This is a genomic window from Massilia orientalis, from assembly GCF_030411975.2.
Classification (GTDB): Bacteria; Pseudomonadota; Gammaproteobacteria; order Burkholderiales; family Burkholderiaceae_D; genus Telluria; species Telluria orientalis.
The window spans coordinates 238,209-262,693 of record NZ_JASNRB020000002.1; the positions used below are offsets into that span (position 1 = coordinate 238,209).

Annotated in this window: 21 protein-coding genes and 1 pseudogene; 11 read left to right on the plus strand and 11 right to left on the minus strand. The window is 66.3% G+C overall.

Going from position 1 to position 24,485, the window contains the following annotated elements:
- Positions 1-40 precede the first annotated feature (40 nt).
- Both QPK29_RS03130 and QPK29_RS03135 read left to right on the plus strand, forming a co-directional pair.
- Complete coding sequence (locus QPK29_RS03130) at positions 41-1,276, plus strand: TCR/Tet family MFS transporter (RefSeq protein ID WP_371769685.1); 1,236 nt, start codon at positions 41-43, stop codon at positions 1,274-1,276.
- Positions 1,273-2,109 carry an EamA family transporter gene (locus tag QPK29_RS03135; protein WP_371769684.1) on the plus strand — a complete coding sequence of 279 codons (837 nt, stop codon included), beginning with the start codon at positions 1,273-1,275 and terminating at the stop codon, positions 2,107-2,109. Before QPK29_RS03130 ends, QPK29_RS03135 begins: the two co-directional genes overlap by 4 nt.
- Before the next feature lie 2 nt (positions 2,110-2,111).
- Here QPK29_RS03135 and QPK29_RS03140 read toward each other — a convergent pair whose 3' ends face one another.
- The 4 genes from QPK29_RS03140 to QPK29_RS03155 all read right to left on the minus strand — a co-directional run bounded on the left by QPK29_RS03140 (position 2,112) and on the right by QPK29_RS03155 (position 10,521).
- A complete protein-coding gene (locus QPK29_RS03140) occupies positions 2,112-3,608 on the minus strand; it encodes a glycoside hydrolase (protein WP_371769683.1) in 1,497 nt (498 codons plus the stop codon).
- Complete coding sequence (locus QPK29_RS03145) at positions 3,609-5,195, minus strand: tryptophan halogenase family protein (RefSeq protein ID WP_371769682.1); 1,587 nt, start codon at positions 5,193-5,195, stop codon at positions 3,609-3,611.
- A 7-nt stretch (positions 5,196-5,202) separates the two neighbouring features.
- A complete protein-coding gene (locus tag QPK29_RS03150; RefSeq protein WP_400189718.1) occupies positions 5,203-8,022 on the minus strand; it encodes a TonB-dependent receptor in 2,820 nt (939 codons plus the stop codon).
- 315 nt (positions 8,023-8,337) lie between these two features.
- Positions 8,338-10,521, minus strand: coding sequence for a TonB-dependent receptor plug domain-containing protein (locus QPK29_RS03155; protein WP_400189719.1), 2,184 nt, complete (start codon positions 10,519-10,521; stop codon positions 8,338-8,340).
- Positions 10,522-10,657: 136 nt separating this feature from the next.
- Here QPK29_RS03155 and asd point away from each other — a divergent pair, with 136 nt between their 5' ends.
- Both asd and QPK29_RS03165 read left to right on the plus strand, forming a co-directional pair.
- The gene (gene asd / locus QPK29_RS03160; protein WP_056131513.1) at positions 10,658-11,509 is read left to right on the plus strand and encodes an archaetidylserine decarboxylase; all 852 of its coding nucleotides are present in this window, start codon (positions 10,658-10,660) and stop codon (positions 11,507-11,509) included.
- A 56-nt stretch (positions 11,510-11,565) separates the two neighbouring features.
- The gene (locus QPK29_RS03165; protein ID WP_371769679.1) at positions 11,566-12,132 is read left to right on the plus strand and encodes a DUF7010 family protein; all 567 of its coding nucleotides are present in this window, start codon (positions 11,566-11,568) and stop codon (positions 12,130-12,132) included.
- A gap of 3 nt (positions 12,133-12,135) precedes the next feature.
- Here the strand turns inward: QPK29_RS03165 and QPK29_RS03170 are convergent, their stop codons facing one another.
- Positions 12,136-13,047 carry a LysR family transcriptional regulator gene (locus QPK29_RS03170; RefSeq protein ID WP_056131507.1) on the minus strand — a complete coding sequence of 304 codons (912 nt, stop codon included), beginning with the start codon at positions 13,045-13,047 and terminating at the stop codon, positions 12,136-12,138.
- A 109-nt stretch (positions 13,048-13,156) separates the two neighbouring features.
- Here QPK29_RS03170 and QPK29_RS03175 point away from each other — a divergent pair, with 109 nt between their 5' ends.
- The 3 genes from QPK29_RS03175 (at position 13,157) to QPK29_RS03185 (ending at position 15,263) form a co-directional block, all read left to right on the plus strand.
- Complete coding sequence (locus QPK29_RS03175; protein WP_056131504.1) at positions 13,157-13,750, plus strand: FMN-dependent NADH-azoreductase; 594 nt, start codon at positions 13,157-13,159, stop codon at positions 13,748-13,750.
- A 25-nt stretch (positions 13,751-13,775) separates the two neighbouring features.
- A complete protein-coding gene (locus tag QPK29_RS03180) occupies positions 13,776-14,669 on the plus strand; it encodes a pirin family protein (RefSeq protein ID WP_371769678.1) in 894 nt (297 codons plus the stop codon).
- A 108-nt stretch (positions 14,670-14,777) separates the two neighbouring features.
- Positions 14,778-15,263, plus strand: a complete 486-nt coding sequence (locus tag QPK29_RS03185) for a hypothetical protein (protein WP_371769677.1) — start codon at positions 14,778-14,780, stop codon at positions 15,261-15,263.
- On the opposite strand, the gene QPK29_RS03190 is transcribed toward QPK29_RS03185, so the two are convergent.
- Positions 15,232-16,380, minus strand: coding sequence for an acyltransferase family protein (locus QPK29_RS03190; RefSeq protein ID WP_371769676.1), 1,149 nt, complete (start codon positions 16,378-16,380; stop codon positions 15,232-15,234). The genes QPK29_RS03185 and QPK29_RS03190 overlap by 32 nt on opposite strands.
- Positions 16,381-16,471: 91 nt before the next feature.
- Here QPK29_RS03190 and QPK29_RS03195 point away from each other — a divergent pair, with 91 nt between their 5' ends.
- Together QPK29_RS03195 and QPK29_RS03200 are read left to right on the plus strand one after the other, a co-directional pair.
- Entirely contained in the window at positions 16,472-17,446 is a 975-nt protein-coding gene (locus QPK29_RS03195) for a succinylglutamate desuccinylase/aspartoacylase family protein (protein WP_056131492.1), read from the plus strand.
- Positions 17,447-17,514: 68 nt separating this feature from the next.
- On the plus strand, positions 17,515-18,126 hold the full coding sequence (locus QPK29_RS03200) for a LysE family translocator (protein ID WP_371769675.1): 612 nt from the start codon (positions 17,515-17,517) through the stop codon (positions 18,124-18,126).
- 24 nt (positions 18,127-18,150) lie between these two features.
- Here the strand turns inward: QPK29_RS03200 and QPK29_RS03205 are convergent.
- The 4 genes and pseudogenes from QPK29_RS03205 to QPK29_RS03220 form a co-directional block, all read right to left on the minus strand.
- Positions 18,151-18,378, minus strand: a pseudogene (locus tag QPK29_RS03205) (lipid-A-disaccharide synthase N-terminal domain-containing protein); the annotation flags it as partial.
- On the minus strand, positions 18,371-19,234 hold the full coding sequence (locus tag QPK29_RS03210) for a phosphatase PAP2 family protein (RefSeq protein WP_371769674.1): 864 nt from the start codon (positions 19,232-19,234) through the stop codon (positions 18,371-18,373). The gene QPK29_RS03210 and the pseudogene QPK29_RS03205, both read right to left, overlap by 8 nt.
- 4 nt (positions 19,235-19,238) lie before the next feature.
- Positions 19,239-20,837, minus strand: a complete 1,599-nt coding sequence (locus QPK29_RS03215) for an ArnT family glycosyltransferase (RefSeq protein ID WP_371769673.1) — start codon at positions 20,835-20,837, stop codon at positions 19,239-19,241.
- Positions 20,834-21,874 carry a glycosyltransferase family 2 protein gene (locus QPK29_RS03220; protein ID WP_371769672.1) on the minus strand — a complete coding sequence of 347 codons (1,041 nt, stop codon included), beginning with the start codon at positions 21,872-21,874 and terminating at the stop codon, positions 20,834-20,836. The genes QPK29_RS03215 and QPK29_RS03220 overlap by 4 nt, the downstream gene beginning before the upstream one ends.
- A gap of 205 nt (positions 21,875-22,079) precedes the next feature.
- Between QPK29_RS03220 and QPK29_RS03225 the strand changes: the two genes are divergently transcribed.
- A complete protein-coding gene (locus QPK29_RS03225; RefSeq protein ID WP_371769671.1) occupies positions 22,080-22,847 on the plus strand; it encodes a substrate-binding periplasmic protein in 768 nt (255 codons plus the stop codon).
- Positions 22,848-22,865: 18 nt separating this feature from the next.
- On the opposite strand, the gene sugE is transcribed toward QPK29_RS03225, so the two are convergent.
- Positions 22,866-23,186 (minus strand): quaternary ammonium compound efflux SMR transporter SugE, encoded by a 321-nt coding sequence (gene sugE / locus QPK29_RS03230; protein WP_056131479.1) that lies wholly within the window; start codon positions 23,184-23,186, stop codon positions 22,866-22,868.
- A gap of 162 nt (positions 23,187-23,348) precedes the next feature.
- Between sugE and QPK29_RS03235 the strand changes: the two genes are divergently transcribed.
- Positions 23,349-24,413 carry an alkene reductase gene (locus QPK29_RS03235; protein WP_371769670.1) on the plus strand — a complete coding sequence of 355 codons (1,065 nt, stop codon included), beginning with the start codon at positions 23,349-23,351 and terminating at the stop codon, positions 24,411-24,413.
- The last annotated feature ends 72 nt before the right edge of the window (positions 24,414-24,485 follow it).

Sequence of the window (24,485 nt, forward strand, 5' to 3'; positions counted from 1 at the left end):
GTGCTACCATAAACGTTTTCCGCATCGTCCCGGGACGCCCATGGCCAAAAGCGCGAACCTGAATTTCGTCCTCATCTGCGTGTTCGTCGACATGCTCGGCATCGGCCTGATCGTGCCCGTGTTGCCGAGCCTCGTGGGCGAATTCGTCGACAACCGCGCGCAGCAGGCGCTGTGGTACGGCGTGCTGGGCGCCACGTTCGGGCTGATGCAATTCCTGTTCATGCCGATGGTGGGCGCGCTGTCCGACCGCATCGGCCGCCGCCCCGTGCTGCTGTATTCGATGGGCGGCATGTGCATCAACTTCCTCGCGACCGCCTGGGCACCGAACCTCGCCTGCCTGTTCATCGGGCGCGTGATCGGCGGGGCGTCGTCGGCCAGCATGTCCGTCGCGTCCGCGTACGCATCGGACGTGTCCACGCCGGAGAACCGCGCGAAAAGCTTCGGCAAGATCGGCGCCGCGTTCGGCTTCGGCTTCATCTGCGGGCCGATCCTGGGCGGCCTGCTGGGCAATATGGGATTGCACCTGCCGTTCTACGTGGCGGCCGCGCTGTCCGCCGCGAACTTCGTCTACGGTTACTTTGCCGTGCCGGAATCGCTGCCGCGCGAACGCCGCGCGGCGTTCCAGTGGTCGCGCATCAACCCGTTCGGCTCCCTGCTGCGCCTCGTGCGCCGCACGGACATCCGCGGCCTGATCACCGTCTACACGCTCGTCGCCTTCGCGCAAATGATGCTGCAGTCGACGTGGGTCCTGTTCACGACGTTCCGCTTCGACTGGACGCCGCGCGACAACGGCATCGCCCTGTTCTGCGTGGGCGTGTGCTCGATCGTCGTGCAGGCCGGGCTGCTCGCGCCGCTGATCCGGCGCTTCGGCGAAGTGCGGCTGTCGCTGATCGGCCTCGCGTCCGGCGCCGTCACCTACTTCCTGTACGCGATCGCGACGCACGGCTGGATGATGTACGTCTTCATCCTCTGCAACCTTCTGTCGTTCGCCGCGGGACCGGCGCTGCAGGGCATCCTGTCGAAATCGTCGTCCAGCCGCGAACAGGGAGAACTGATGGGCTCCCTGCAATCGATCAGCAGCATCGGCCTCGTCGTCTCGCCGCTCGTCGGCACCCTGCTGCTGGGCGCCGCGAGCCATCTGCCGCCGCAGGACTGGCGCGTCGGCGGGCCGTTCTTCCTGTGCGCCGCCATGCAGGCGGCCGCGCTGCTCGTCGCGCACCGCTACTTCCGCCGCCACGGCATTCCCGAGACGGCACCGGCCGCCGAGCAGGCGTGACGCCATTCGTGCTGGGCGCCGTGCTGGGCGCGGCGCTGCTGCACGCGAGCTGGAACACGCTGCTCAAGCGGCGCGGCGAGCCGCTGCTCGCGACCGTGCTCGTGGTGGCCGGGTCGGCCTGCGTCGCCATTTTGCTGCTCCCCTTCCTGCCGGCACCGGCGCGGGCGAGCTGGCCGTTCATCGCGGCGTCGGGCGTCGTCCAGGCGGCCTACTTCCTGCTGCTCATCGAGACCTACCGCGACGGCCAGGTCAGCCACGCCTACCCGCTGATGCGCGGCTGCGCGCCGCTGCTCGTCGCCATCGTCAACGGGCCGCTGACGGGCGACCGGCTGAGTCCCGGCCAGTGGGTCGCCATGCTGCTGATCTGCGGCGGCGTGCTGGGGCTATGGCTCGCCGCGCCGGCCACCGGTGCGCGCCGCACGACCGTGTTCGCGCTGCTGACGGCCGCCGTCATCGCGGCCTGTACGCTGATCGACGGCCAGGGCGTACGGCGCTCCGGCGCGCCGGCCGCGTACACGCTATGGATCTTCCTGCTGACGGGCGCCTGGGTATGCGCCTGGACGGCCCGCGGCCGCGTGGGCGCGCTCGTGGCGTTCGCGCGCGCGAATCCGCTGGTGGCGCCGCTGGGCGGCCTCGCCTCCGTCGGCTCGTACGGCATCGCGCTATCGGCGATGACGCGCGCGCCGGTCGCCGCCGTCGCCGCGCTGCGCGAGACGTCGATCCTGTTCGCGACCGCGATCGCCGCCTTCATCCTGCGCGAACCCATCGGCCGCGCACGGCTGGCGGCCGTCACCCTGATCGCGTGCGGTGCGGTCGCGATGCGGCTGGCCTGACCCTATTGTCGAGGCGTCGCAACGACGGTCACCACGGACATGGGCCGCGCATGCACGGACAACCTGGCGCCGCATGATGCGGGTTTCGAGGTCGCGAGGCTGTCTTCTGCCCGGGTGATATAGGTCTTGCATGTCATCGTGCCGCGTTTTGCATCCGGTAGCCGGATGTCCAGCATCCGCGACACGATACCTGGATTGACGGCCACGATGACGACTTCATGCGTTTCCGGATTTTCAGCCACCAGCGCATCCGGGTTATCGGATTTCAGGAACCGAAAGCCCGGCCTGATGAATCTCGTGAAATTGGCAAACGCCCAGAATTTCTTCGTGATGTGATAGTCCGGTCGCTCCAGGTTTGAAAAATCAGCCTTGATCAATCCCCAGTTCGAGCTGTTCTTTGGATCGGACGACCTGTTTTCGATGGCTTGCCACAGGACCCAGGCGCGGGGATTCATGCTGTTGATGTCGGTAACGATCTGCTGCGCGAGCGCGATGGCTGGGCGCATGTCGTTGACGTCTTCCCGCACATTGCTGGGCGATAGATCGACTTCCGACATCCAGAACCGTTTGCCGGACGTTTCCGCAATATCCCGCACCCCGCTCTTTCCGATCCATTCGTAGGTATGGACGTTGAGTTGCCGGATGACGCTTTTCGCATCGGGGGACAGGCCGGCCCAGTCGACGAAAAAAGTCTGGGGATTGGTTTCGTCCGGCCCGGATATCTCCGTCTTCATGCCGTATTCGGTCAAGACCTTGGCCAGCGCAATGAACATGCGCGACTGCGCTTCCGGCGACCAATGTGCGCCTTCCTGTTTATTGGTGGAGAACCAATAAGGCGTATTCGGCTCGTTGACCGGAGACAGCGTTCTGAAACGGATACCATGCCGCCGCTCGAGCTCCGCCGTGACGCGCGCGAGATATTTAGCAAATTGGGTTTCGAATCCCGGACGAAGGTTGTCCTCCAATCCATTGACGTTACCGGAAACGAGCCCGCTGCGGGTCATGAAATACGGCGGCGAATTCGAAAACGCCTCGAGGATCAAATCGCGCGGCGTGACCCGCGCTTTGATGGCATCGAGCCACCAGCGCTGCCCGGCATCAGCGGACCAGTCCCAGGCATCGTCTGCGTCCGGATTCCACCCATCCGGCTTGCGCCAGAATCCGGGAATGTCTCCACCGGGCCGCAAATACGATGGTGTCCCGGGCGCATTGCCGCCACCAATATTGTAACGCGCGATGTTAAGTGCAAGACCGTCCCGCCCATAGAGCAGATCGGCCAACCGGGTGCGCTGCGGCTCGGCGAATTTCCCGGTCACATGGGCAAACCAGGCAAGCGCGGTTCCCCATCCTTCAAACGGTGGCGCCGGATGCCGCCAGTCGACATTGATCGCGACGGCAACCGGCGCCGGCTTTTCGTCGGCATGTTCGGCATGGGCGCCGCCTGCCAGGACACCCAATCCGATGACAACCACGTAGCGCAGTACCTTGCGAAACTTCATTCAGCGCTTCTCCATGGTCGAGGTCAGCTTGTGTTCCTTGATGTAGGCGGCGTGATCCGGCAGCCTCGACACGATTTTCTTGAAGTTGCGCTCCAGATTGCCGTATGCATTCGCGAGCATGGCGTCGTCTTGCAGGACCATGGTCGGCATATAGGTTCTTGGTCGAATACCTTGCCCCAACAGGACGGCATGCCACGACGTACTTTGGAACAGTTCTTCGGCAGCAAGGTTCAGTTGTCCACGTTCACGGAACAGCTCGATTCTTTCCTGCAGACTGTCCGGAACCTGCATGGCTTTCACGTAGCGCCATAATGCCGAGTCGTCACGTTCCGTAGCGTGGTAATGCAGGATCAGGAAATCCCTGACGTTTTCGACTTCCCGGCTCGCCTCCTTGTTGAAAGCCTGTGCACACACCGGCGACAAGCCGGCATCCGGAAAATAGCGGATGAGCCGCTGGATGCTGGATTGAATGAAATGAATGCTGGTCGACTCCAGCGGCTCCAGGAACCCGCTGGCAAGCCCGATGGCGACCACGTTCCTGGTCCACGGCGTCCTGCGCCTTCCTGCCGTGAACTTGATGCGGTTGATCGGCGCGAGCGGCTCCCCTTCCAATCCATCCAGCAGACACCGCTCTGCCGCTTCATCCGTGGCGAATTCGCTCGAATACACCACACCGTTACCAACCCGATGTTGCAAAGGTATCCGCCATTGCCAGCCGAAAGGTCTGGCGGTGGAAATCGTGTAGGGCGTCAGTGCCAGCTTTTGTTCACAAGGCACCGCACAGGCGCGATTCATCGGCAACCAACGCGACCAGTCTTCATACTCGACACCCAGCGCCTGCCCGAGAAGCATGGCGCGCACGCCGGAGCAGTCGATGAACAAGTCACCCGGCACAAGCTCGCCCGACTTGAGCTTCAGGCCTGTGATATACCCGTTTTCGGGGTTGCGTTCCGCCGTCAGCATGTCGCCGATCTTGTGGGACACCCCGCGCGCCAGGCAAACCCCCTTCAGGTATGTCGCATAGCGGCCGGCGTCGAAATGATAGGCGGACTGGAGATGCTGAAGCGGATCGCCCGGCCGTTCGGACGCAGGCGCAAATACGTTATGTCGCGCTGCCAGGGTGCATAGCGAGAACTCGGAGAAGTCCGACACTTGCCCCTTCTCTTTCAAACGCAGCCAGTACTGGAAAAAGTAGCCGATGTCGCGTTCCACCCCGTACACGCCGAAAGGGTGGAAATATGTCGAACTGTCGTTGCGCCAGCCGCGAAATTCGATACCGAGCTTGAACGTCGCCCCGGTGGCGCGTATGAACTCGGCTTCATCGATGCCGATCAGTTGATGAAACGCGCGGATCGGCGGAATCGTCGCCTCGCCGACGCCCACCGTGCCGATGGCGTCCGACTCCACCAGGACGATCTCGACGGCGTGCCCAAACGTGTGGGACAACGCGGCCGCCGTCATCCATCCGGCGGTACCGCCGCCGAGGATGACGACCTTCCCAATCCATCTATCCTTGTCCATCCTGTCCCCTTTGGATCGCGTGCACAAAAAGCGCGCCGCGGAAAGACCCGCGGCGCGTTCGCTCATGTCGGCGTTAGAAGCTTGCCTTCAGGGACACGCTGTATCGACGATCGTTAAGTTGCCACAACAAACCGCCCGACGGCCGCTCGACATACGTGTGGTACATCGAGTTCCTCAGATTCACGGCGTCCGCCGACAGCGTGAAGATCTTGTTGATCTGGTAGCTCACCGACGCATCGAGCGACGAATACGGCGCCGCATACTGGTTCGCACCGAACACACCGCTGCCGTTGATCTGGTCGAGGTAGGAGGAACGCCAGTTGTACGCAAGACGCGCCTGTAACGGTCCTTTTTCATAGAGGCCGATCAGGTTGTAGCTGTTCTTGGACAACTTCGGCAACGGAATGAGGGTCCCGGGCTTGAGCTCGACTTTCGAATCCACATAAGTGTAGTTGGCCTGTATGCCGAATCCCTTGAACGGGTCGGGAAGGAAATCAAAGAACTGGGTAAAGCCGGCTTCGATGCCTTTTACCGAGCCCTTGCCGAGATTGATGCTGGTGCCGATATCGTAGATGACGCCACCGAAGTTCATCGGTTCCGTGCCGCCGGCCAGGTAACCGTCGATATCCTTCTTGAACAAACCCAGGAACGCCGTATTGGACGTCCCCCAATAGTCTTCCAACGTCAAATCGTAGGACGTCGCCGTCATCGGTTTCAGGTACGGGTTACCGGAACTGCCCGTCGGACGGCCGTTGGCGTCGTACTGCGAAGGGATGTTCGGATTCAGCTGGACATGGGCGGCCATGTCGGTAAAGTTTGGCCGCGTCATCGTCTTGCTGTAGCCGAAGCGGACCTGCACATCCTCGTTCAGGTGCAGGCGTGTATTGAGGCTCGGGAGGAAATTCCGATAGCTGTTATTGAGCGTGGCGGCGCGTGACCCGGTGCTGTCCTGGACATAGCCGATCGACGTCTGGTCGGTCTTCACGACGCGCATACCGGCGGTACCGTCGAGGTCGTAACCGAATACGCTTGTACCGAAGTCACCCGTGACAAAGAACGACCGCGTCTTTTCGTGTTGTTCATTGATATCGCCCGGTCGGAACGACGTATCGAACGTATAAGTATTTGGCTTTCCGGCGAACAACTGCGCATACGTCGCGACGGTTCGGTCGAGAACGCTCGAGTTGGGATTGGCGTACTCCGGGAACACGGCAACAGGCCAACCAATACCCGGCTGCATGAAATTGCTGGCCGGCCCGGCGTAGGCGAGATCCGGATGTTGCGCAACCGGAATCAGCGGGCAGGCACCCCAGCTGGGGTTGGTGCCCGTATCGTTACAGACACCGGTGTTGTTCCAGTTACCCCGCAACAGCACCTTGGTATCGGCTGCGCGGATGCCGACGTGCAGTTTGGTAAAGAAATGATCGCCGAGGTCGTAGTCGAAATCCTGGCTGAGCGCCGACATCTTCAGCTTGTGACGATCGACCGCATTGGCGAGCCACTCATAATACCAATTCTTCGGATTGCCGAAGTAGGCGTAAGGATTGCCCGGATTGGCTGGATCGACGATCGAAAATGTGGGGATCCTGCCACGCACGTCGAAGGCGAGATTCAGGTTGGGGATATTGGCGACGCTTCTGTTTTCATTGTCGTAAAGCTTGATGGAGTCGCCGTTGCGGTCGGCGTCGTAGTTGGCACGTTCATACGCGAAATCGGTCTTCGACTTGAGCCTGTCCGAAATGCGCCACTTGACGTTCACCGCGGACAGGTTCGTGCGATTGCGAACATCCTGGTCGAACCGGGAAGATGAAAAAATTTGCGGCGACAACGTGCCGCTCGTGGCGCTGCCATCGGGCGCCCACGTCCATGTGGAACCCGCCGCTGCGCGCGGGTCGTTGTTCTTGTCGTCGCCGTAGATGTATTCGCCGCGACGGATGAACGTGTAGTTCGAATAGAGATTTTGTGCCGTGAGGAGAACGTCGCTGTTCACCTGCCACTGGTAGGCGAGCGCCAGGCCCTGGCGCTTTCGCTCACCCGAGTCCTCGTACATCTCGAAGGATGTCGGCACATAGAGTTCCGAGAGGGACCCCTTGTTCGGCATCGAATTGTAGGCCGCAACCTTGGCCGCCGAGGGCGGTTGCGCCGCGTCGGTCGCACATTTGCCAACCGTTGCCGTCAGGCAGTGCTGCTGCTGTTGAAGAACGGCGTCCTGGCGATAATAGGTCTTGCTCGCCGTGGCATTCACCAGGAAGCCCATGCGGCCGAAATCCGTCTTGAACTGGCGGCTCAACAGGCCCGAACCCGACGGTGAATACTTGCGAATCCGGTCGTAGTAATTGGACTTGAGCGTAATGACGTTGATGTCTTCTTTCGAATCGAATGGCAGTCGCGTGCGAATGTTGACCACGCCGCCGACACCGCCTTCGATCAGGTTGGACGCAGCGTTCTTGTAGACGTCGACCCCGGCCATGAGTTCGGAAGGCAGCCCTTCCAGGTCCGGTGCCCGTCCGCCGTTGGCCGTAAAGAAGTCGCGTCCGTCGATCAGGTTACGGACCTGGGTAATGCCGCGGATCGTGATCGCGGGCTCGGTGCGATGGTCGTAATCGGTGCCACCCTCGCCATAGCGGCGCTGGATCTGGACGCCGGCGACCCGCTGCAGCGACTCGACCGTACTCACGTCCGGCAGTTTGCCGATATCGGTTGCCTGGATCGAGTCGACGATCTGATTGGCGTCCTGCTTGAGATCGCGCGCCGACTTCAGCGCCGCGCGCTGACCGGTGACGATGACGGTGCTCGGGGCGCTCGTGTCCCCGCTTGCACTCGCCGAGGCCGCCTCCTGCGCATGCGCGGCCATCGGCCCCGCCACGAGAAGCGCGCAAGCGTTGGCCACCATCGTCTTTTTAATCGTTTTTACATTTCCGTTTCGCACAGCAAATATCTCCTTATAGTAATTTTTGGGTATTGCCTTGTATGCTGCCGGCTCGTTTGGATCCCATTCCAGCCGGCGGGAATGTCGCGTAAGTCATCGCACTGAACCATCGGAGCAGCGCGACAACGTTGTCGCATAAATACAATGTTACGAGAAAAGATTGGCAACAATCCTATGCGGATTTTGTATGGTGGTATAACGATTGCGGATAGATTGGGATAGGCGTCCGGCTCGGCGTGGCCGGGCCGGTGCGCGATGCTGCGGCGCGTCGATGCGGGATCAGAACTTCATTTCGAGCGTCGCGCGCACGCTGCGGTACAGCGGCGTGATGGTGCGCGTCGACTGCGTGCCGTTGCCGGCCAGGACGTAGCTGCTTTCGCTGATGGTGTCCTGCGCGAGCAGATTCGCGGTGGCGACGCGCAGTTGCAGCTTCGGGTCGAATTTCCACAGCGTGTACAGGTCGAGGTCGCGGCGCACGGACTGGTAGCTGATCTGGTTCGCCGACACGCGCACCTGGCCGCCGTTCTTGAACACGTACGAGCCGCCCACGGTCAGCGGTCCGCGCTTGTAATCGGCACCCAGCGTGGCCGAGACGGGCGTCTGCGCGTCCAGGCGGTTGTTCGGACCCGGCACGGAATCGACGTTCGACCAGTTGCGCGACAGGCTCGCGCGCAGGTCCAGCGCCTCCCTCGTGTCGATCAGGGCCTTCAGCGGGAATTTCGCCTCCAGTTCCACGCCGTGCGTGCGCGCCTGGCCCGCGTTGGACGGCGTCGACACCCAGCGCGTGCCGTCGAACAGCACCTGGTTGCGCGTGTAGTCGTCGATGCGCCGGCTCGATACGCTCGCCGACAACAGCGCGCCCTCGGCACAGTAATGCTCGTACGACGCGTCGATGCCCAGCGCCAGCTCGGGCTTCAGGTTCGGGTTGCCGATGAAATCCGGTTCCGTCTGGCTGTTGTTGACGGACGTGAAGCGGTGCGGGATGAGGCTCTGCAGGCCCGGCGCCTTGTACGTGCGCGTAACGGCGAAACGGACTTGATCGGCCTTCGTGCCGGGCAGCTTGTACAGCGTCTGCATCAGCGGGCTCCACACGGTCGAACGCGAGTGCGCCGTCGCGAACGTGTTGCCTTCGGTTCGCGTCTGGATGCCTTCCCAGCGCGCGCCCAGGTACACGGACCAGCGCGGCGTCACGTTCCACTCGTCCTGCGTGTAGACGGCCAGCCGGGCGACATGGGCGTTGTAGATCTCGTCGCCGCCGGGCAGCGCGACGTCGGGCCGGAAATAGTCGCGGTCACGCCGGGCATCGTCGCGCGTCGAATAGCCGCCGTCCCAGCCGAACGCAAGCGCATGGCCTTCCCAGCTGGCGCTCGTGTATTTCCCCATCGAGCTGATGCCGCGGTCCGTGCCGGCCGAGAAAATCACCTCGTGCAGCGCGGGCGACGCCGGGTTGCCGCTGCCGGTGCGATAGGTCGCGTTGGCGAGGGCCCCGTACAGGCCGCTCAGCTTGGCATCCAGCTTGCCGCCGCCCGCGAACTTGTGCACCCAGTTCAGCTCTTCGCGGAAGAAGCGGTTGTCGTTGCTCATCGTCTGGTCCAGCGCCGGATACGCCGGGAGCGGGCCGAGCCGGGTCGACAAACGTCCCTCGGACGCGTTCTGGAAGCGGTTGATGTTGAAGAACGTCTGCGACGTCAGCGTGTCGCCGTTGGCGAAGCTCCAGTTCAGGCGCGGGCCCAGGTTGAAGGCGGTGAACCGGGCGGCGTCGGACTGGCCGCCCAGGCGCAGGCCGTCGAGATGGCCCGCCGTGTCGAGATGCCGTTCGACGGTCGCCGGCTCGCGCCAGAAGTGCGAGCGCGACAGGTTTGCCGACAGCGAATACGACAGCTTGCCGACGCGGTCCGACAGCTGCAGGTTCACGGACGGGTTCGCCACGTCGCGCCCGTGGCCATAGCCCGCCTTCAGTTCGCGCTGCGCCGTTTTCACCGTCTTCTTGAGGACGATGTTGATGGTGCCGGCGATCGACTGCGTGGAGAATTCCGCGCTGGCCGCGCGCAGCACTTCGATGCGTTCGATGACGTCCGGCGCCAGCGAATCGATGGAAAACCCGGCCGGCGCGCGCTCGCCGTTGAGCAGCACCTGCGTGTACCCGCTGCCGAGCCCGCGCATGCGGATCTCGCCGCCGCGTCCGCCTCCCGTCCCGCTGACGGTGACGCCCGGCACGCGCTTCAGCACGTCGAGCACGCTCGTGTCGCCATACTTGACGATCTCGTCGTGATTGACGACGATCTTGCTGGCGGTGTCGTCGCGGCGCGGATCATAGGCGTCGGCCGCGCCTTTGACCTCGACTTGCTGGATCCTGTCGTCCTTCGCAAGCGGTGCCGACGATTGCTGGGCGTGAGCGACGCTCGCGGCGCCGATGGCGGCGGCGAGCAAGGTGAGGCGGAATGGCGTTTTCACGGTATGCATGTCAGAATGGCAAAATAGGCGGCCGCCATTGTCCGTCAGATCATCGGCTTTTTGTTGCTTTTGCGTAAATATTTTTGATATGCATTACCGTTGGCTCGTGCCGCTATAATGGCGCGTCTTCATATCGAGGTTTACCGTGTCCGATCGCCTGAAAGTCCTGCCCCAGTATCTGTTGCCGAAACGGCGCCTCACGACGTTTGCCGGCCGCGTGGCCGGTGCCAATGGTGGTACGGTGACGACGCGGCTGATCCGCTGGTTCGTCGCGAAGTACGGCGTGAACATGCAGGAGGCCGAGAATCCGGACATCACCAGCTACAAGAGCTTCAACGAATTCTTCACCCGTCCGCTGAAAGCCGGCGTGCGTCCGCTGGCCGCGGCCGATTTCGTCTGCCCCGTCGACGGCGCCATCAGCCAGTTCGGCGCGATCGACGATCATCACATCCTGCAAGCCAAGGGCCACCGCTTCACGACGACGGAACTGGTCGGCGGCGACGCGTCCCTCGCCAAGCAGTTCCAGCACGGCTGCTTCGCCAACCTGTACCTGTCGCCGAAGGATTACCACCGCCTGCACATGCCGTGCGACGGCAGGCTGACCCGGATGATCTACGTGCCGGGCGCCCTGTTCTCCGTGAACCCGACGACGGCGCGCGGCGTGCCGAACCTGTTCGCGCGCAACGAGCGCGTCGTGTGCGTGTTCGAATCGCCGGAACACGGCCCGTTCGTGCTGGTGCTGGTGGGCGCGACGATCGTCGGCAGCATGGCGACCGTGTGGCACGGCGTCGTCAACCCGCCCCGCATGCAGAAGGTGACGGAGTGGACCTATGATGACCGCGACATCGTCCTCAAGAAGGGCGAAGAGATGGGGCGTTTCCTGCTCGGCTCGACGATCGTCATGCTGTTCCGCCCCGACACGATCCGCTTCAACCCGGACTGGGCGCCGGAACGCGCCGTGCGCCTGGGCGAATTGATGGGTAACCGGCCGGCCTGATTGTACTGACGAGTTTTTCGTGGCAGCATGGACGCCTTATTTCATGGAGGCAAGCCATGCAGGACACCCTTACCGTCGCCGGCGCCCAGCAGGACATGCGCACGGCTTACCTGGGCGGCGCGCCCGGCCTGTTCGTGTCGGGCACCGTGTGGACCATCGCGGGTCTCGTCTGCCTGTGGAAGTCGCCGCACGACGCCGTCTGGGCCCTGTACGCGGGCGGCGTGCTGATTCATCCCGTCTCCTCCCTGCTGACCCGCCTGCTGGGGCGCTCCGGCAAGCACGCCGCGGGCAATCCGTTCGGCATGCTCGCCTTCGCGACGACGATCTGGATGATCATGATGCTCGCCCTCGCCTACGGCATCGCCCTGTGGCGCATCGAGCTGTTCTTCCCCGCGATGCTGTTCGTCATCGGCGGGCGCTACCTGACGTTCGCAACGGTATTCGGCACGAAGCTGTTCTGGGTGTGCGGCGCCGTGCTGGCGCTGGCGGGCTACGGCCTGGCCGCCCTGCATGCGGCGCCGGCGGCGGGCGCGTTCGCCGGCGGCGCCATCGAGATCGTGTTCGGCATCATCGTGCTGGCTGCGCTGCGCGCCACGAAGGACACGCCGCGCGTATCGGCCTGACGCTTATTCGGACTTGTTCCGGTCCTTGCAGAACACCTCGTCCAGCATATCGAGGAACGCCCGCGTCTTCGCGGGCATCAGCCGGCGGCCGGGGAACACGGCCCAGCCCGTCGAGCCGGGCAAATCCCAGTCCGGCAGCACGCGCACCAGTTCTCCCTTCCTGACGTGCTTGGCCACGATGAAATCCGTGCTCGCCGCGATGCCGGCCCCGCTGCTCGCGATCTTCGCCAGCAACTGCGGCGAATTGGCCGTCAGGCGCGCCGTCAGCTCCTTTTCCCAGCGCACCTTGCCCCGTTGCAGAATCCACGGCACGGCACCGCCCGACCGGCTGAGGATGCACAGCAGGTCGTGCTGCAGCAGATCGTCCGGATGCTCCGGCAAGCCCCGCCGCGCGAGGTAGGACGGCGCCGCGTACAGGCCGAACTGCTGGATGGCCACGCGGCGCGCGGCCAGCGTGGAGTCCTCGGGCAGGTCGCCCATGCGGATCGCGATATCGAAATTTTCCGCGACGAGGTCCACGCGGCGCGGCGACAGGTCCAGTTCGAGCGACACGGCCGGATAGCGGTCCATGAATTGCGGAATCATGTCGGCCATGACGACGTTGGCGAAATCCTGGGGCATCGAGATGCGCAGCTTGCCGCTGGGCGCCGCCTGGCGGTGCTGGGCCAGCGCCCCGGCCGCCTCCACCTCCTCCGCCACCTTGCGCGCGTGTTCCAGCAGGCTCGCGCCGAATTCCGTCAGCATCAGGCGCCGCGTCGTCCGCTGCAGCAGGCGCTCGCCCACGCTCGCCTCCAGCATCGCGATGCGGCGCGATACGGTCGACTTCGGCAAATCGAGGCGCTGCGCGGCCATGCTGAAACTGCCGGCCTCGACGATGCGCGCGAACAGCAGCAGGTCGTTCGGTTCGACGTCCATAGATGGGATTGTTCCACTAGTTGAATAATGTTATCCATTCTACCGTCTAGCGCACGATATTTGGAACCGCTAAAGTGTCCATATCGAAACGCAAACCAAGGAAGACACCATGAACATCCTGCAGATCAATTCCAGCCTGCGCGGCACCCAATCCGAATCGACCCGCGTGGCCAATGCGATCGTCGCCAAAGTGGCCGCCGCCAATCCGGGCGCGACCGTCACCGTGCGCGACCTGGGCGCGAACCCGCATCCGGTGCTGGACGAAGCGGCGCTGGGCGCCCTGTTCACCCCGGCCGACCAGCGCACCGCCGACCAGGCTGCCCGCGTGGCCCTGGACGACGCGCTGATCGCCGAAGCGCAGGCCGCCGATGTGATCGTGCTCGGCGCCCCGATGTACAACTTCGGCATGCCGATCCAGCTGAAAGCCTGGTTCGACGCCATCGCCCGCGCCGGCGTGACCTTCCGCTACACGGAGAACGGTCCGGAAGGCCTGCTGAAGAACAAGAAGGTTTACGTGGCCACGGCCCGCGGCGGCATCTACCCGCTTGATGCCGACCCGCAAGTCCCGCACATCCGCATGCTGCTGAACTTCCTGGGCCTGACGGACCATCAGTTCATTTATTCGGCGGGCCTGGCGATGGGTCCGGAAGCGGCAGCGAAAGGCCAGGCAGAAGCGGACGCCGCAGTCGCAGCCCTGGCATAAACCATCACAGCGTCAAGGAGAGATCATGACCCAGCAAGTGCAAACCCAGGCCGTGGCCACCGGCCGCGGCGTCGAACGCCTCGTCGGCGGCCAGTTCGTGATGGATGGCGCGGGCGTCAAGATCAACCGCGTCCTGACGCAAACGCTGCAGCGCCGCCTCGACCCGTTCCTGATGCTGGACGCGTTCGGCAGCGACAAGGCCGGCGACTACATCGCCGGCTTCCCGGAGCACCCGCACCGCGGCTTCGAGACCGTCACCTACATGCTGACCGGGAACATGCGCCACCGCGACAGCGCCGGCCATGAAGGTTCGATCACGAACGGCGGCGTGCAGTGGATGACGGCGGGCCGCGGCGTGATCCACTCGGAAATGCCGGAGCAGAACGAAGGCCTGATGGAAGGGTTCCAGCTGTGGCTCAACCTGGCCGCCAAGGACAAGATGAGCGCACCGTGGTACCGCGACATTCCCGCCGAAGCCGTGCCCCGCTTCACCCTGGACTCGGGCGCGACCGTGCAAGTGATCGCCGGCAGCTCCCACGGCGTCGCCGGCGCCGTGCAGCGCGAGGTGACGGAACCGCTGTACCTGGACATCGAGCTGCCCGCCGGCGCCACGTTCGAGCAGGCGCTGCCGGCCGGCCACAACGCGTTCCTGTACGTGTTCCGGGGCGAGGTCGTCGTCGAAGGCAAGGCCGTGCCGCAGGCGCGCATGGCGATCCTCGACAACGCGAAGGCCGCCGACGGCGTGCGCATCAAGGCGTCGCAACCGTCGCGCCTGCTGCTGATCGCGGGCCGGCCGCTGAACGAGCCGATCGCGCAATACGGCCCGTTCGTGATGAACACGCAGGCCGAGGTGTTCCAGGCCGTCGAGGACTTCCGTAACGGGAAGTTCACCGACAGCACCGCAGCGTCGGCAGCCTGATCGTCCAGTTTCCCGCGCGGGCGGGCGAGCTCCCCGGAGTTTGCCCACCGCGCGTTTCCCGTTCTTGGTCTACACTAGCGCGCATTGCATGATTGACGTTCGCTAACGATGCCGCTGCTCCCCGTCCTGTCGTCCCTGCTGTCCCGCGCCAGCCGCGCCCTCGGCCTGGAAAGCGTCGACGCCTTCCCGCCCGGCCACCGCTATCCCCATACGCGCTGGGACCGCGCCTATTTCGACATCGCGTCCGACCTGACGGCGGACCGGATGGAGACGGCGATCTGCGAAGCCATCATGAACACGCCGATGGTGTTTGCCCACATCACCCATCCGACGCCGCGCATGCAGCGCGCGCTGCTGGCCATCATCCACGCGCGCCTGCGCCGCGGCGGCACGGCGCCGACGGACCTTGTCGCGATGCTGATCGATGCCTGCGACAGCCCACGCACGCCGGAAGCCCTGCCTGGCCTGCGCGCGGCGCTGGCGTCCACGGACGGCTACGACCCGTCGATGCGCATCGCCCACCTGCAAGCCTGGCTGGCCGACATGCCGGCCGCCTTCGACGTCATCGAAGCGCCGGTGCGGGTGCGGGGCTGAGCGCCGCGTCCCACCGTGCGCGCAGGCGCATGAACGGCGCCTCGACGAGGATGTACAACAGCCACCCGGCCGCCAGCGATGCCGCCATGCATGCGGCGATCGTGAGCGCCTCCTCCGGCCCGTGGCCCGCCTGCGCCAGCCTTTCCGCGACGAGAATGCTGACGGATTTGTGCGTCAGGTAGATCGCGTACGACCACAGCGCGAGCCTGGCCGCGCCCGGCACGCGCACGCGGTGCAGCAGGGAATCCGGCGCCAGCGCGGCCAGGATCAGCAGGGCAAAGCCGAGCGCGAGCAGCGGGTAGCCGGCCACCGTCTGCGCGTATCCATAGTGATCGTCAAGAAACCACGCGAACGTGGCGCCGATGACGGCCGTGCCGGCGGCGAGCAACGCAGCGCCGTGCGCAAGCATGCGGCGCCACAACCCGGGCGCGCGATGCTTCAGCAGCGCGAGCGCCACGCCCGCCAGCAATTCGTCGGCGCGGCACCAGCTCGAGTAGTAGATGTACTGGTAGTAGTAACCCAGTCGGTTAGGTGCATTCTCGCCGTCCTGCCAGATCGTCGCGCGGGCCAGCATGCCGCCCGCGACGGCCAGCAGCAACGCACCCCACGCCCAGCGCTGTCGCACGCCGCCTTGCCCCAGCGCGGCACCAAGGATGGCGGCCGCCGGCAACAGCATGTAGAACTGCTCTTCGATGCACAGCGACCACGCGTGGGAAAACGCGGTGCCTGGCTGCAGATGGATGTTTTGCGTGAACGTGAGGTATTGCCACAGGGGGAGCATCGGCGTGTCGCCGCGCCACGCCGGCCACAACGCGTACAGTGCCAGCACGACCCAGAAATTGGGGAGCGTGCGCAGCAGCCGCCGCACGTAGAACCGGCCAAGGCCGAACCCGCGGGCGGAACCGAGCGCCGCGAAAATCTGGTTGCCGATCAGGTAGCCGGACAGCGCGAAGAACAGGTCGACGCCCGCCCAGCCCATCGTCCCGACCCAGCCGAACGTGGGCGCGTCGCTGACGAACAGCGTGTAGTGGTGCAGCACGACGAGCGTGACCGCAAGGGCGCGCAAGGTATCGAGGCCGTGGATGCGGGACGCAGTCCCGGTATTGACGCCGTCCATGCTGACATTCTTTTACGAAAACCACGGATGATGCCATGGGCGGGGCCGGCACGCTACAATGCCCGCATTCTTTTTTCTTGGAACACGACGCATGATCCCCGCCAGCCAGCTGCACTTCAAGTCCGTCAACTACACCGGCCAGGGCCCCGGCCCGAAAGTCATCATCATGGGTGCCACGCACGGCAACGAAAAGTGCGGCACCCAGGCCATCCAGCGGATCATGGCGGAGATCGACGCCGGTACCCTCCCCATCGTCAACGGCAGCGTCACCTTCGTCCCCATCGTGAACCCGAAGGCGTATGCGCAGAACACGCGCTCGGGCGACCGCAACCTGAACCGCGACCTGTCCCCGAAAGCGGAGCCGCACGACTTCGAAGACCATGTCGCCAACTGGCTGTGCCCGCTGCTCGCTCAGCACGACGTGCTGCTCGACCTGCACTCGTTCAACGCCGCGCACGGCGAACCGTTCGTGATGGTCGGCCCGCTCGACAACGAGGGCCCGCTGGAGCCGTTCACGCACATGCGCGCCGAACGCGCACTTGCACGCCGCCTGGGCGTGCGCCGCTTCGTCACGGGCTGGATGGCCGCGTATGGCGGGGGCGTCCAGCGCCGCTCGCGCGGCAACGCGCAGGAACTGCAAACCGTACTGCGCTACGGCATGGGCACGACGGAATACATGCGCAGCACGGGCGGCTACGCGCTGACGCTCGAATGCGGCCAGCACCTCGACCCGCGCGCGCCGGACGTCGCGTACACGGCGATCATGAACACCCTTGCCTTCCTGAAAATCATCGACGCACCGGAGCCGCAACCCATCCCGTTCGAACAGATGGAAGCCCTGCAGATGGTCGTCGTGCACGACAAGCTCGACGCCGGCGACCAGTTCACGCGCCAGTGGGCCAGCTTCGACCCCGTCGCGGAAGGCGAACAGATCGGCGTGCGTGCGGACGGCACGCCCGTTGTCGCGGAATTCGCGGGCCGCATCCTGTTCCCGGACGTGAACGCCCAGCCGAACCACGAGTGGTACTACCTCACGCGTCCGAATCCCGCGTTCGGGCGCGAGTGATGTCGAGGTCTGCGGACTGACGCCGACGGTGCTACGATGTCCGGCACCGTCCACGCCGCCTTCAGACCATGACGTCCGACACCTTGTTCCTCATCCTCGGCATCCACGCGCTGGCGCTGATCTCACCGGGTCCCGACTTCGCCGTCGTGACCCGCACCGCCATCGTCTCCGGGCGCCGTGCCGGCCTGTGGGCCGCCGCCGGCGTCGCGACGGCGATCGGCATCTACGTCCTCGTCTCGGTCCTCGGCATGTCGCTCGTGCTGGACGCACTGCCGGGCCTGTCGCGCGTGCTGGCCGTCGTCGGCGCGCTGTACCTCGCCTGGCTCGGCATCCAGTGCCTGCGTTCCCGCGGCCAGCTGCCCGAGGCGCAGGCGGCCCAGGCCGGCCACAAGGCGTTCGTCAGCGGCTTCCTCACGAACCTGCTCAATCCGAAGGCCATGCTGTACTTCGGCTCGGTGCTGTCCCAGGCATTGAAGCCGGACCTGGCCACCGCCGACGTCGCCCTGCTCTGGACGCTGCTCGTCGCCGAGTCGCTGCTCTGGTTCGCGCTCGTCGCGCTGCTGTTCTCGTCGCGCCGCGTGCTGGCGTGGCTGCGCGCGCGCCTCGTCTGGCTCGACCGGACGGTGGGCGCCGTGCTGCTCGTGCTGGCCGCCAAGGTCTCCCTGCTCGCCGTGCGCTGAGCGCCGGATCAGCTGCAGGTTGCGCAAATAAATCGCGACGCCGAGGCCCTGCCCGGCGACGAACACGGGATCGCGCCGGTGCAGCGCATAGGCGAGCAGCACGAGCGCCCCGGCGATGCTCAGGTACCAGAACGACACGGGGATCACGCTGCGGCGGTCGCGCTCGCTGGCCAGCCACTGGATGACGAACCGGCCCATGAACACGGCCTGTCCGCCGAAGCCCAGCAGCAGCCACCCATCCACGTCAGCCATCCTGCCTCCTCCTCTGTGCCCGTTGGACGAGCCGGACCAGGCCGATCCTCCGCGGCCACCAGCGCACCTGCGGCGCGCGGAGCGGCGGTGCTCGGGACAGGCAACCCATCTCCCAGGCGCCCCAGGCGAGGCACGCGACCGCGAGCAGGCGCTGCGCGGGCAGCACCGCCGGGATGCCGATGTGGCGGCTGACCACGAGGCTCGCCGCGACGGCCATCAGCACCGCACCGGCCAGCTTGCCGGCCGCTCCCGCCGTCTGCCACGGCCCGTGCCGGCGGGCCTGCAGCGCGAGGCCGCACCACGCGCCCAGCCAGCCGCCCAACATGCCCCACAACACGTCCAGCGGCCAGTGCACGCCGACCATGATGCGCGACACCCCGACGAGACTGGCCAGCACGAGCAGCAGCCCGCGCCACAGCCGCCGGCCGCGCACGCCCATCGCCCAGATGCCGGCGAGCGCGAACGCGGCCGCCGCGTGGCCGGATGGGAACGACACGCGGCGGTAGGCCGGTCCGGCCTGGTGAAACGCGCCGCCCGCGAGCACGGACAACGGACGCGGCACGTCGACGAACGCCTTCGTGACCTGGGTCCACAGGCCCGCCACGACGGCCGCCAGCAGCGCGGCCCAGAACAGGCGCGGCGCACGCCGGATCCAGGGCAGCACAAGCGCCAGCGCCACCGCGCCATCGCCCAGCATCGTCAGGTGGAACCACACGAGGTCGCCGACGCCCTGGCCGCTCCGGTTCAGCCACAGGAACAGCGCACGGTTGGTGCCCGTGGCGAGGATGCCGGCCACCAGCGCCAGCGCGACGGCGGGCGGGAGCCAGGTCCAGGGCGAGCGCAGTGAGACAGGCATCGCCTCACCGTTCGACGTGCACCAGCAGCACGCCGCCTTCGCGGTACAGCACGCGGACGGGTGACGGCAAACCGTCCAGCGCGTCGCTGCGCGTGAGGATGACGTCGCCCGGGCGGGGCGTCGACGTCGCGGGCGTGACGGCGCGGCGGTAGACGGAAAAGCTGGGCACGTTGATGCGCCAGCTGCGCACGGGCCAGCCGGCCTGCCGGGCCAGCAGCGCGGCCCGCTTGACGGGTCCCTGCTGCAGCTCGGCCGCGGCGGGCAGCAGCAGGCCGCCGATGGCGTACGAACAGGCCAGCGCCGCCGCGACGAGGCGGGGCCACGGTCCGCCCGTGGCCGGCCGGCCGGGCCACAGCACCAGCAGCACCACACAAGCGAGCAGGGCGACGGCCTGTGCATGCCATGCGGGGCCGAACATGTCGGTCCGCCCCAGCGCTTCGCGCGCATAGGCGTTGCGCGCGCCGGGTGCGGCAAGTCGCAGCACGAACGGCAGGGCCGCGACGGCGGCGGCCGGCACCAGCGCCGGCCACAGCGCCGCCACGCGGCTACGCAGCGCGTGCCTTTGGCGCGCCATCTGGATGAACAGCGGCGTCGCGCCGTACAGCAGGTAATGCGGCAGCTTGGTGCCCGCCAGCGTGAAGAAGCCGAACACGAACAGGAACCAGCACCACAGCAGGGTGTCGAGCGGCGTCGCGTGCAGCCGCCGGATGCCGGGCAGCGCGGCGAGCAGGAGACCCGTGTACGGCAGCATGAGCAGCAGCAACGCCGGCACATAGAAGAACGGGCTGCCCGCGTGGCCTTGCAGCGGCACGAGGAAGCGTTCGACGTTGTGGCGCATGACAAAGCCGGCCAGGAACGCGTCGCCTCGGGCCGCGTATTCCAGCGCATACCAGGGCCCCGCGACGGCGAGCAGGATCAGCCAGCCGGCCGGGTCGCGCACCGCGCGCCACCAGGCGGCCATCCGCCGCTGCAGCCCGAACGCGAGCAGGCTGGCCGCGGCCGGCACGAGCAGCGCGACCGGTCCCTTCGTCAGCACGCCGAGCGCGATCCAGAAGAATGCACGGCGGCGCCAGCGCGGCCGCGGGTCGACGAGCTCGCGGTAGACGTCGAACAGCGCCAGCGCGAGAAACAGGTTCAGCAGCGCATCGGCGATCGCGCCCCGGCCGACCACGACGACGCCCGCGCTCGTGGCCGCGATGAACGCGGCGGCCCGGGCCGTGTCGCGGTCGACGACCTGGCGCGTGAACGTGTGAATCGCGGCGATCCACGCCATGGCCGCGAGCGCGGACGGCAGCCGCAGCGCGAACTCATCCAGACCAAACAGGCGCACGGATGCGGCCTGCAGCCAGTAGATGAGGATCGGCTTGTCGAAGCGGGGCTGGCCGTTCAGCCATGTCGACACGTAGTCGCCCCGCACCAGCATTTCCCGCGTCGCTTCGCCGAACGCACCCTCGTCCACGTCGAACAGCGGGATCGCTCCCAGGTTGTAAAACAGCCCGAGCCACACGGCCGCCGCCAGCAGGACCGGCCATGCCCACGCCGCCGACACGGCGCGCGCCCCGGACGGGGGCACCGGTACCGTTTGACCACGCGCCGCGCTCATGGCCGCTCCCGTGCCGTACGCGGCCGCTGGTGGGACGGCAGGTCCTCGCCGGCACCGCCGACCGTCTCGCGCACGAGATAGGTCGGCGCCCCGCCCGCTTCGAACCAGGTGCGGGCCAGCATTTCGGTGAGGATGCCCGTGCAGACGAATTGCGCGCCGATTACCACGAGCAGGATGCCCAGCAGGAGCAGCGGGCGCCCCGCGATGGCGGCGCCCTCGCCCAGCTTCAGCCACGTCAGCCACCCCAGCGCGGCGAGCCCGGCGCCGCCGCATCCGAGCCCGATGCGCCCGAAGAAGTGACCCGGGCTGGCGCGGAAGCGCACGAAGAACGCCATCGTGAGCAGGTCCAGCAAGACTTTCACGGCGCGCCCGAGGCCGTACGCGCCGTATTTCGAGCGGCCGTGATGGCGCGGAAAGTGACTCACCTCTTCCTCGCGGATGCGGTCCGGCGACGTGAGGGTCGCCATCCAGCTCGGGATGAAGCGGTGCATCTCGCCGTACAGGCGCACCCGGCGCAGCACGGCGGCACGGTAGACCTTCAGCGTGCAGCCGTAGTCGTGCAGCGGCACGCCCGTCAGCAGGCCGATCAGCCGGTTGCCCAGCCGCGACGGCAGGCGCCGCCACAGGCCGTCGCGGCGCGCGCGGCGCCAGCCGACGAGAAGGTCGAGGTCTTCGTCGAGCAGGCGGCGCACCATGCGCACGATGTCGTGGGGATTGTTCTGCAGGTCGCCATCCAGCGTGGCGATGACGGTGCCGCGCGCGAGGTCGATGCCGGCCTGCATGGCGGCCGTCTGGCCGAAGCCGCGGCGCAGGATCGCACCGCTCAGGTGCCGCGGGCCCGCGGCGACGGCCTCGCGGATGCGTTCGCTGGTACGGTCGCGGCTGCCGTCGTCGACGAGAATCAGTTGCCACGGCCACGGCGCGCCCGCCAGCGCGGCCTGGACCTGGGTCACCAGCGGCAGCACGTTGTCTTCCTCGTCGCGCAGCGGCACGACGATGGATAGCGAGTGGCCCGCCTCGGCCCCCGGCTCACGCATGGCGAACTCCGTGCCGGCCGGCGTGTGCAACCGGGCCCGGCTTCGCGATGAAGACCATCATCCCATCTCCTTGTCGATGCCGGCCGCGGCGGGCTGGCAGCGGTATCTTCGCGCGCGGCCGCGACGCGGGGACGATTCAGGTCAAACGTGCGCGGGTCGTGCGACAATCGGCCGTCTCGCAAGATCTCGACAGAACGACATGCGAATGGAAAATTACGCAAGGACAGTGCGGTGCGCGGTGCTGGCATGCGCGCTCGCCGCGGGCCCGGCGGCACGGGCGCTGGAGGTTCGCGTCGCCTCCCAGGAAGTGCTGGAACCGAAGTGGCTGCGCGCGGGCGCCCGCGTCACCGGCATCTGCCCGGACATCATGACGGCCATCCAGAATATCGAACCGCGCCTGCGCTTCACCGGCTACCAGCGCACCAGCCGTTCGCTGTCCGGCATCGAAACCGGACTGGAGACGGGCACGCTGGATGCCGCCTGCGGCCTCGTGTCGTCGGCACGCCGGCTCGGCATCGGGCAGCCGGTCGGCAAGCCGATCTACCAGGTCCGCCATTACCTCGTGGTACGCAGGAACGATCCGGTGACGATCGAATCGGAGGAAGACCTCGCGCGGCTGGGCGACCTCGTCACGACGCAGCGCGCCTCCGTGTTCACGGAACGCCTGGTCGCGGCCGGTGTGCGGATCGACGATGCGACCGACGACAACCGCGCGAACCTGCGCAAGATCCTGGCCGGCCACGGCCGCTTTGCGTACATCAACGACCTCACCCTGCACTACCTGATCCGCAAGGAAGGGCTGGAAAACCGCGTGCGCGTGCTGCCGGTCGTGCTGGCCGACGAGCCGACGTATTTCTGGGTCAGCCGCAGGGCCGCGCCCGCGCTCGCGCCGTTGCTGGGCGCCGCCCTCGACAAGCTGGAGGCCAGCGGCGAGCTGGGCCGCATCTACGCACGCTGGGCCGGCACGCCCTGATGTTGGTCCGGATGCCGGTCAGGCCGGCGTCAGCAATTTGAGGCCGACGATGCCGGCCGCGATGAGTCCGATCGACAGCAGCCGCAGCGCGCCGGCCGGCTCGCCCAGCAGCACCATCCCGGCCACCGCCGTGCCGATCGTGCCTATGCCCGTCCAGACCGCGTAGGCGGTACCGAGCGGCAGGGTCCGCAGCGCCAGCCCGAGCATGCCGACGCTGCCCGCCATCGTGGCGAGCGTAAACACGGATGGCCACAGGCGCGTGAAGCCCGCCGTGTATTTGAGTCCGACCGCCCACGCGACTTCCAGCAGGCCGGCCACGGCCAGGTAGATCCAGCTCATCGATTGCTCCTGCCCGACGAAAAACCGGCCAGTATAGCAGCGGTCCGGCGATGCCGCCCCGGCAGGGCGAAATCGAGCCGTCCTCTGCAGGATTTCCGACCCTGCTTTAAGATGCCCTCTTTCGCCGCACGAACGCGGCGGATCAACGAAACAGGAGTACCGATGACGACTTTGTTTGACCCGATCAAGGTCGGTAGCCTCGAGCTGCCGAACCGCATCATCATGGCGCCGCTGACCCGCTCGCGCGCCGTGGGCGCCGGCCGCGTGCCGAATGCCCTGATGGCCGAATACTACGTACAGCGTGCCTCGGCCGGTCTGATCCTGTCGGAAGCGACCTCGGTGACCCCGATGGGCGTGGGCTATGCCGACACCCCGGGCATCTGGTCCGACGAACAGGTCGAAGGCTGGAAGCAGGTCACCGCCGCCGTGCATGCCGCGGGCGGCCGCATCTTCCTGCAACTGTGGCACGTGGGCCGCATCTCCGACCCGCTGTTCCTGGACGGCGCGCTGCCGGTCGCGCCGTCGGCCATCCAGCCGAAGGGCACCGTCAGCCTCGTGCGCCCCGTGAGGCCCTACGTCACCCCGCGCGCGCTGACGCTCGAGGAAATCCCCGCCATCGTCGCCGCCTACCGCAAGGGCGCGGAGAACGCGAAGAGGGCCGGCTTCGACGGCGTCGAGATCCACGGCGCCAACGGCTATCTGCTCGACCAGTTCCTGCAAGACAGCACCAACCAGCGCACGGACGCGTATGGCGGATCGATCGAGAATCGTGCCCGCCTGATGCTGGAAGTGACGGACGCGTGCATCGAGGTATGGGGCGCCGACCGCGTCGGCATGCACCTCGCGCCGCGTCGCGATGCCCACGACATGGGCGACTCGGCGCCGCTGGACACGTTCGGCTACGTGGCACGCGAGCTCGGCAAGCGCGGCATCGCGTTCATCTGCGCCCGCGAAGCGATCGGCGCGGATCGCCTCGGCCCGCAGCTGAAAAAGATCTTTGGCGGCGTTTACATTGCCAACGAAAAGCTGACGAAGGAAAGTGCGGAGCAATTGCTGACGAGCGGAGACGCGGATGCGGTCGCCTTCGGTCAATGGTTCATCGCGAACCCGGACCTGCCGGAGCGCCTGAAGCGCAATGCGCCGCTGAACGCGCCGCGTCCGGACAAGTTCTATGCGCCGAGCGCCGAAGGCTATACGGACTATCCGGTCCTGCAGGCCAACGGCTGACGCCGCTCCAATGCCCGGATGCGCACCCTGCCCGTCCGGGCATTTCTCTCCTTTCTCATGCATATATCGCGG

What these genes read in the sequence shown, in the direction of transcription:
- QPK29_RS03130 (WP_371769685.1), top strand. Translation starts at nt 41, where the DNA reads ATGGCCAAAAGCGCGAACCTGAATTTCGTCCTCATCTGCGTGTTCGTC.
- QPK29_RS03145 (WP_371769682.1), bottom strand. Translation starts at nt 5,195, where the DNA reads ATGAGCGAACGCGCCGCGGGTCTTTCCGCGGCGCGCTTTTTGTGCACG.
- QPK29_RS03165 (WP_371769679.1), top strand. Translation starts at nt 11,566, where the DNA reads ATGCAGGACACCCTTACCGTCGCCGGCGCCCAGCAGGACATGCGCACG.
- QPK29_RS03190 (WP_371769676.1), bottom strand. Translation starts at nt 16,380, where the DNA reads ATGGACGGCGTCAATACCGGGACTGCGTCCCGCATCCACGGCCTCGAT.
- QPK29_RS03155 (WP_400189719.1), bottom strand. Translation starts at nt 10,521, where the DNA reads ATGCATACCGTGAAAACGCCATTCCGCCTCACCTTGCTCGCCGCCGCC.
- QPK29_RS03185 (WP_371769677.1), top strand. Translation starts at nt 14,778, where the DNA reads ATGCCGCTGCTCCCCGTCCTGTCGTCCCTGCTGTCCCGCGCCAGCCGC.
- QPK29_RS03150 (WP_400189718.1), bottom strand. Translation starts at nt 8,022, where the DNA reads ATGGTGGCCAACGCTTGCGCGCTTCTCGTGGCGGGGCCGATGGCCGCG.
- QPK29_RS03180 (WP_371769678.1), top strand. Translation starts at nt 13,776, where the DNA reads ATGACCCAGCAAGTGCAAACCCAGGCCGTGGCCACCGGCCGCGGCGTC.
- QPK29_RS03220 (WP_371769672.1), bottom strand. Translation starts at nt 21,874, where the DNA reads ATGCGTGAGCCGGGGGCCGAGGCGGGCCACTCGCTATCCATCGTCGTG.
- QPK29_RS03225 (WP_371769671.1), top strand. Translation starts at nt 22,080, where the DNA reads ATGGAAAATTACGCAAGGACAGTGCGGTGCGCGGTGCTGGCATGCGCG.
- QPK29_RS03170 (WP_056131507.1), bottom strand. Translation starts at nt 13,047, where the DNA reads ATGGACGTCGAACCGAACGACCTGCTGCTGTTCGCGCGCATCGTCGAG.
- QPK29_RS03235 (WP_371769670.1), top strand. Translation starts at nt 23,349, where the DNA reads ATGACGACTTTGTTTGACCCGATCAAGGTCGGTAGCCTCGAGCTGCCG.
- QPK29_RS03215 (WP_371769673.1), bottom strand. Translation starts at nt 20,837, where the DNA reads ATGAGCGCGGCGCGTGGTCAAACGGTACCGGTGCCCCCGTCCGGGGCG.
- QPK29_RS03195 (WP_056131492.1), top strand. Translation starts at nt 16,472, where the DNA reads ATGATCCCCGCCAGCCAGCTGCACTTCAAGTCCGTCAACTACACCGGC.
- QPK29_RS03140 (WP_371769683.1), bottom strand. Translation starts at nt 3,608, where the DNA reads ATGAAGTTTCGCAAGGTACTGCGCTACGTGGTTGTCATCGGATTGGGT.
- QPK29_RS03175 (WP_056131504.1), top strand. Translation starts at nt 13,157, where the DNA reads ATGAACATCCTGCAGATCAATTCCAGCCTGCGCGGCACCCAATCCGAA.
- QPK29_RS03200 (WP_371769675.1), top strand. Translation starts at nt 17,515, where the DNA reads ATGACGTCCGACACCTTGTTCCTCATCCTCGGCATCCACGCGCTGGCG.
- QPK29_RS03210 (WP_371769674.1), bottom strand. Translation starts at nt 19,234, where the DNA reads ATGCCTGTCTCACTGCGCTCGCCCTGGACCTGGCTCCCGCCCGCCGTC.
- sugE (WP_056131479.1), bottom strand. Translation starts at nt 23,186, where the DNA reads ATGAGCTGGATCTACCTGGCCGTGGCCGGCCTGCTGGAAGTCGCGTGG.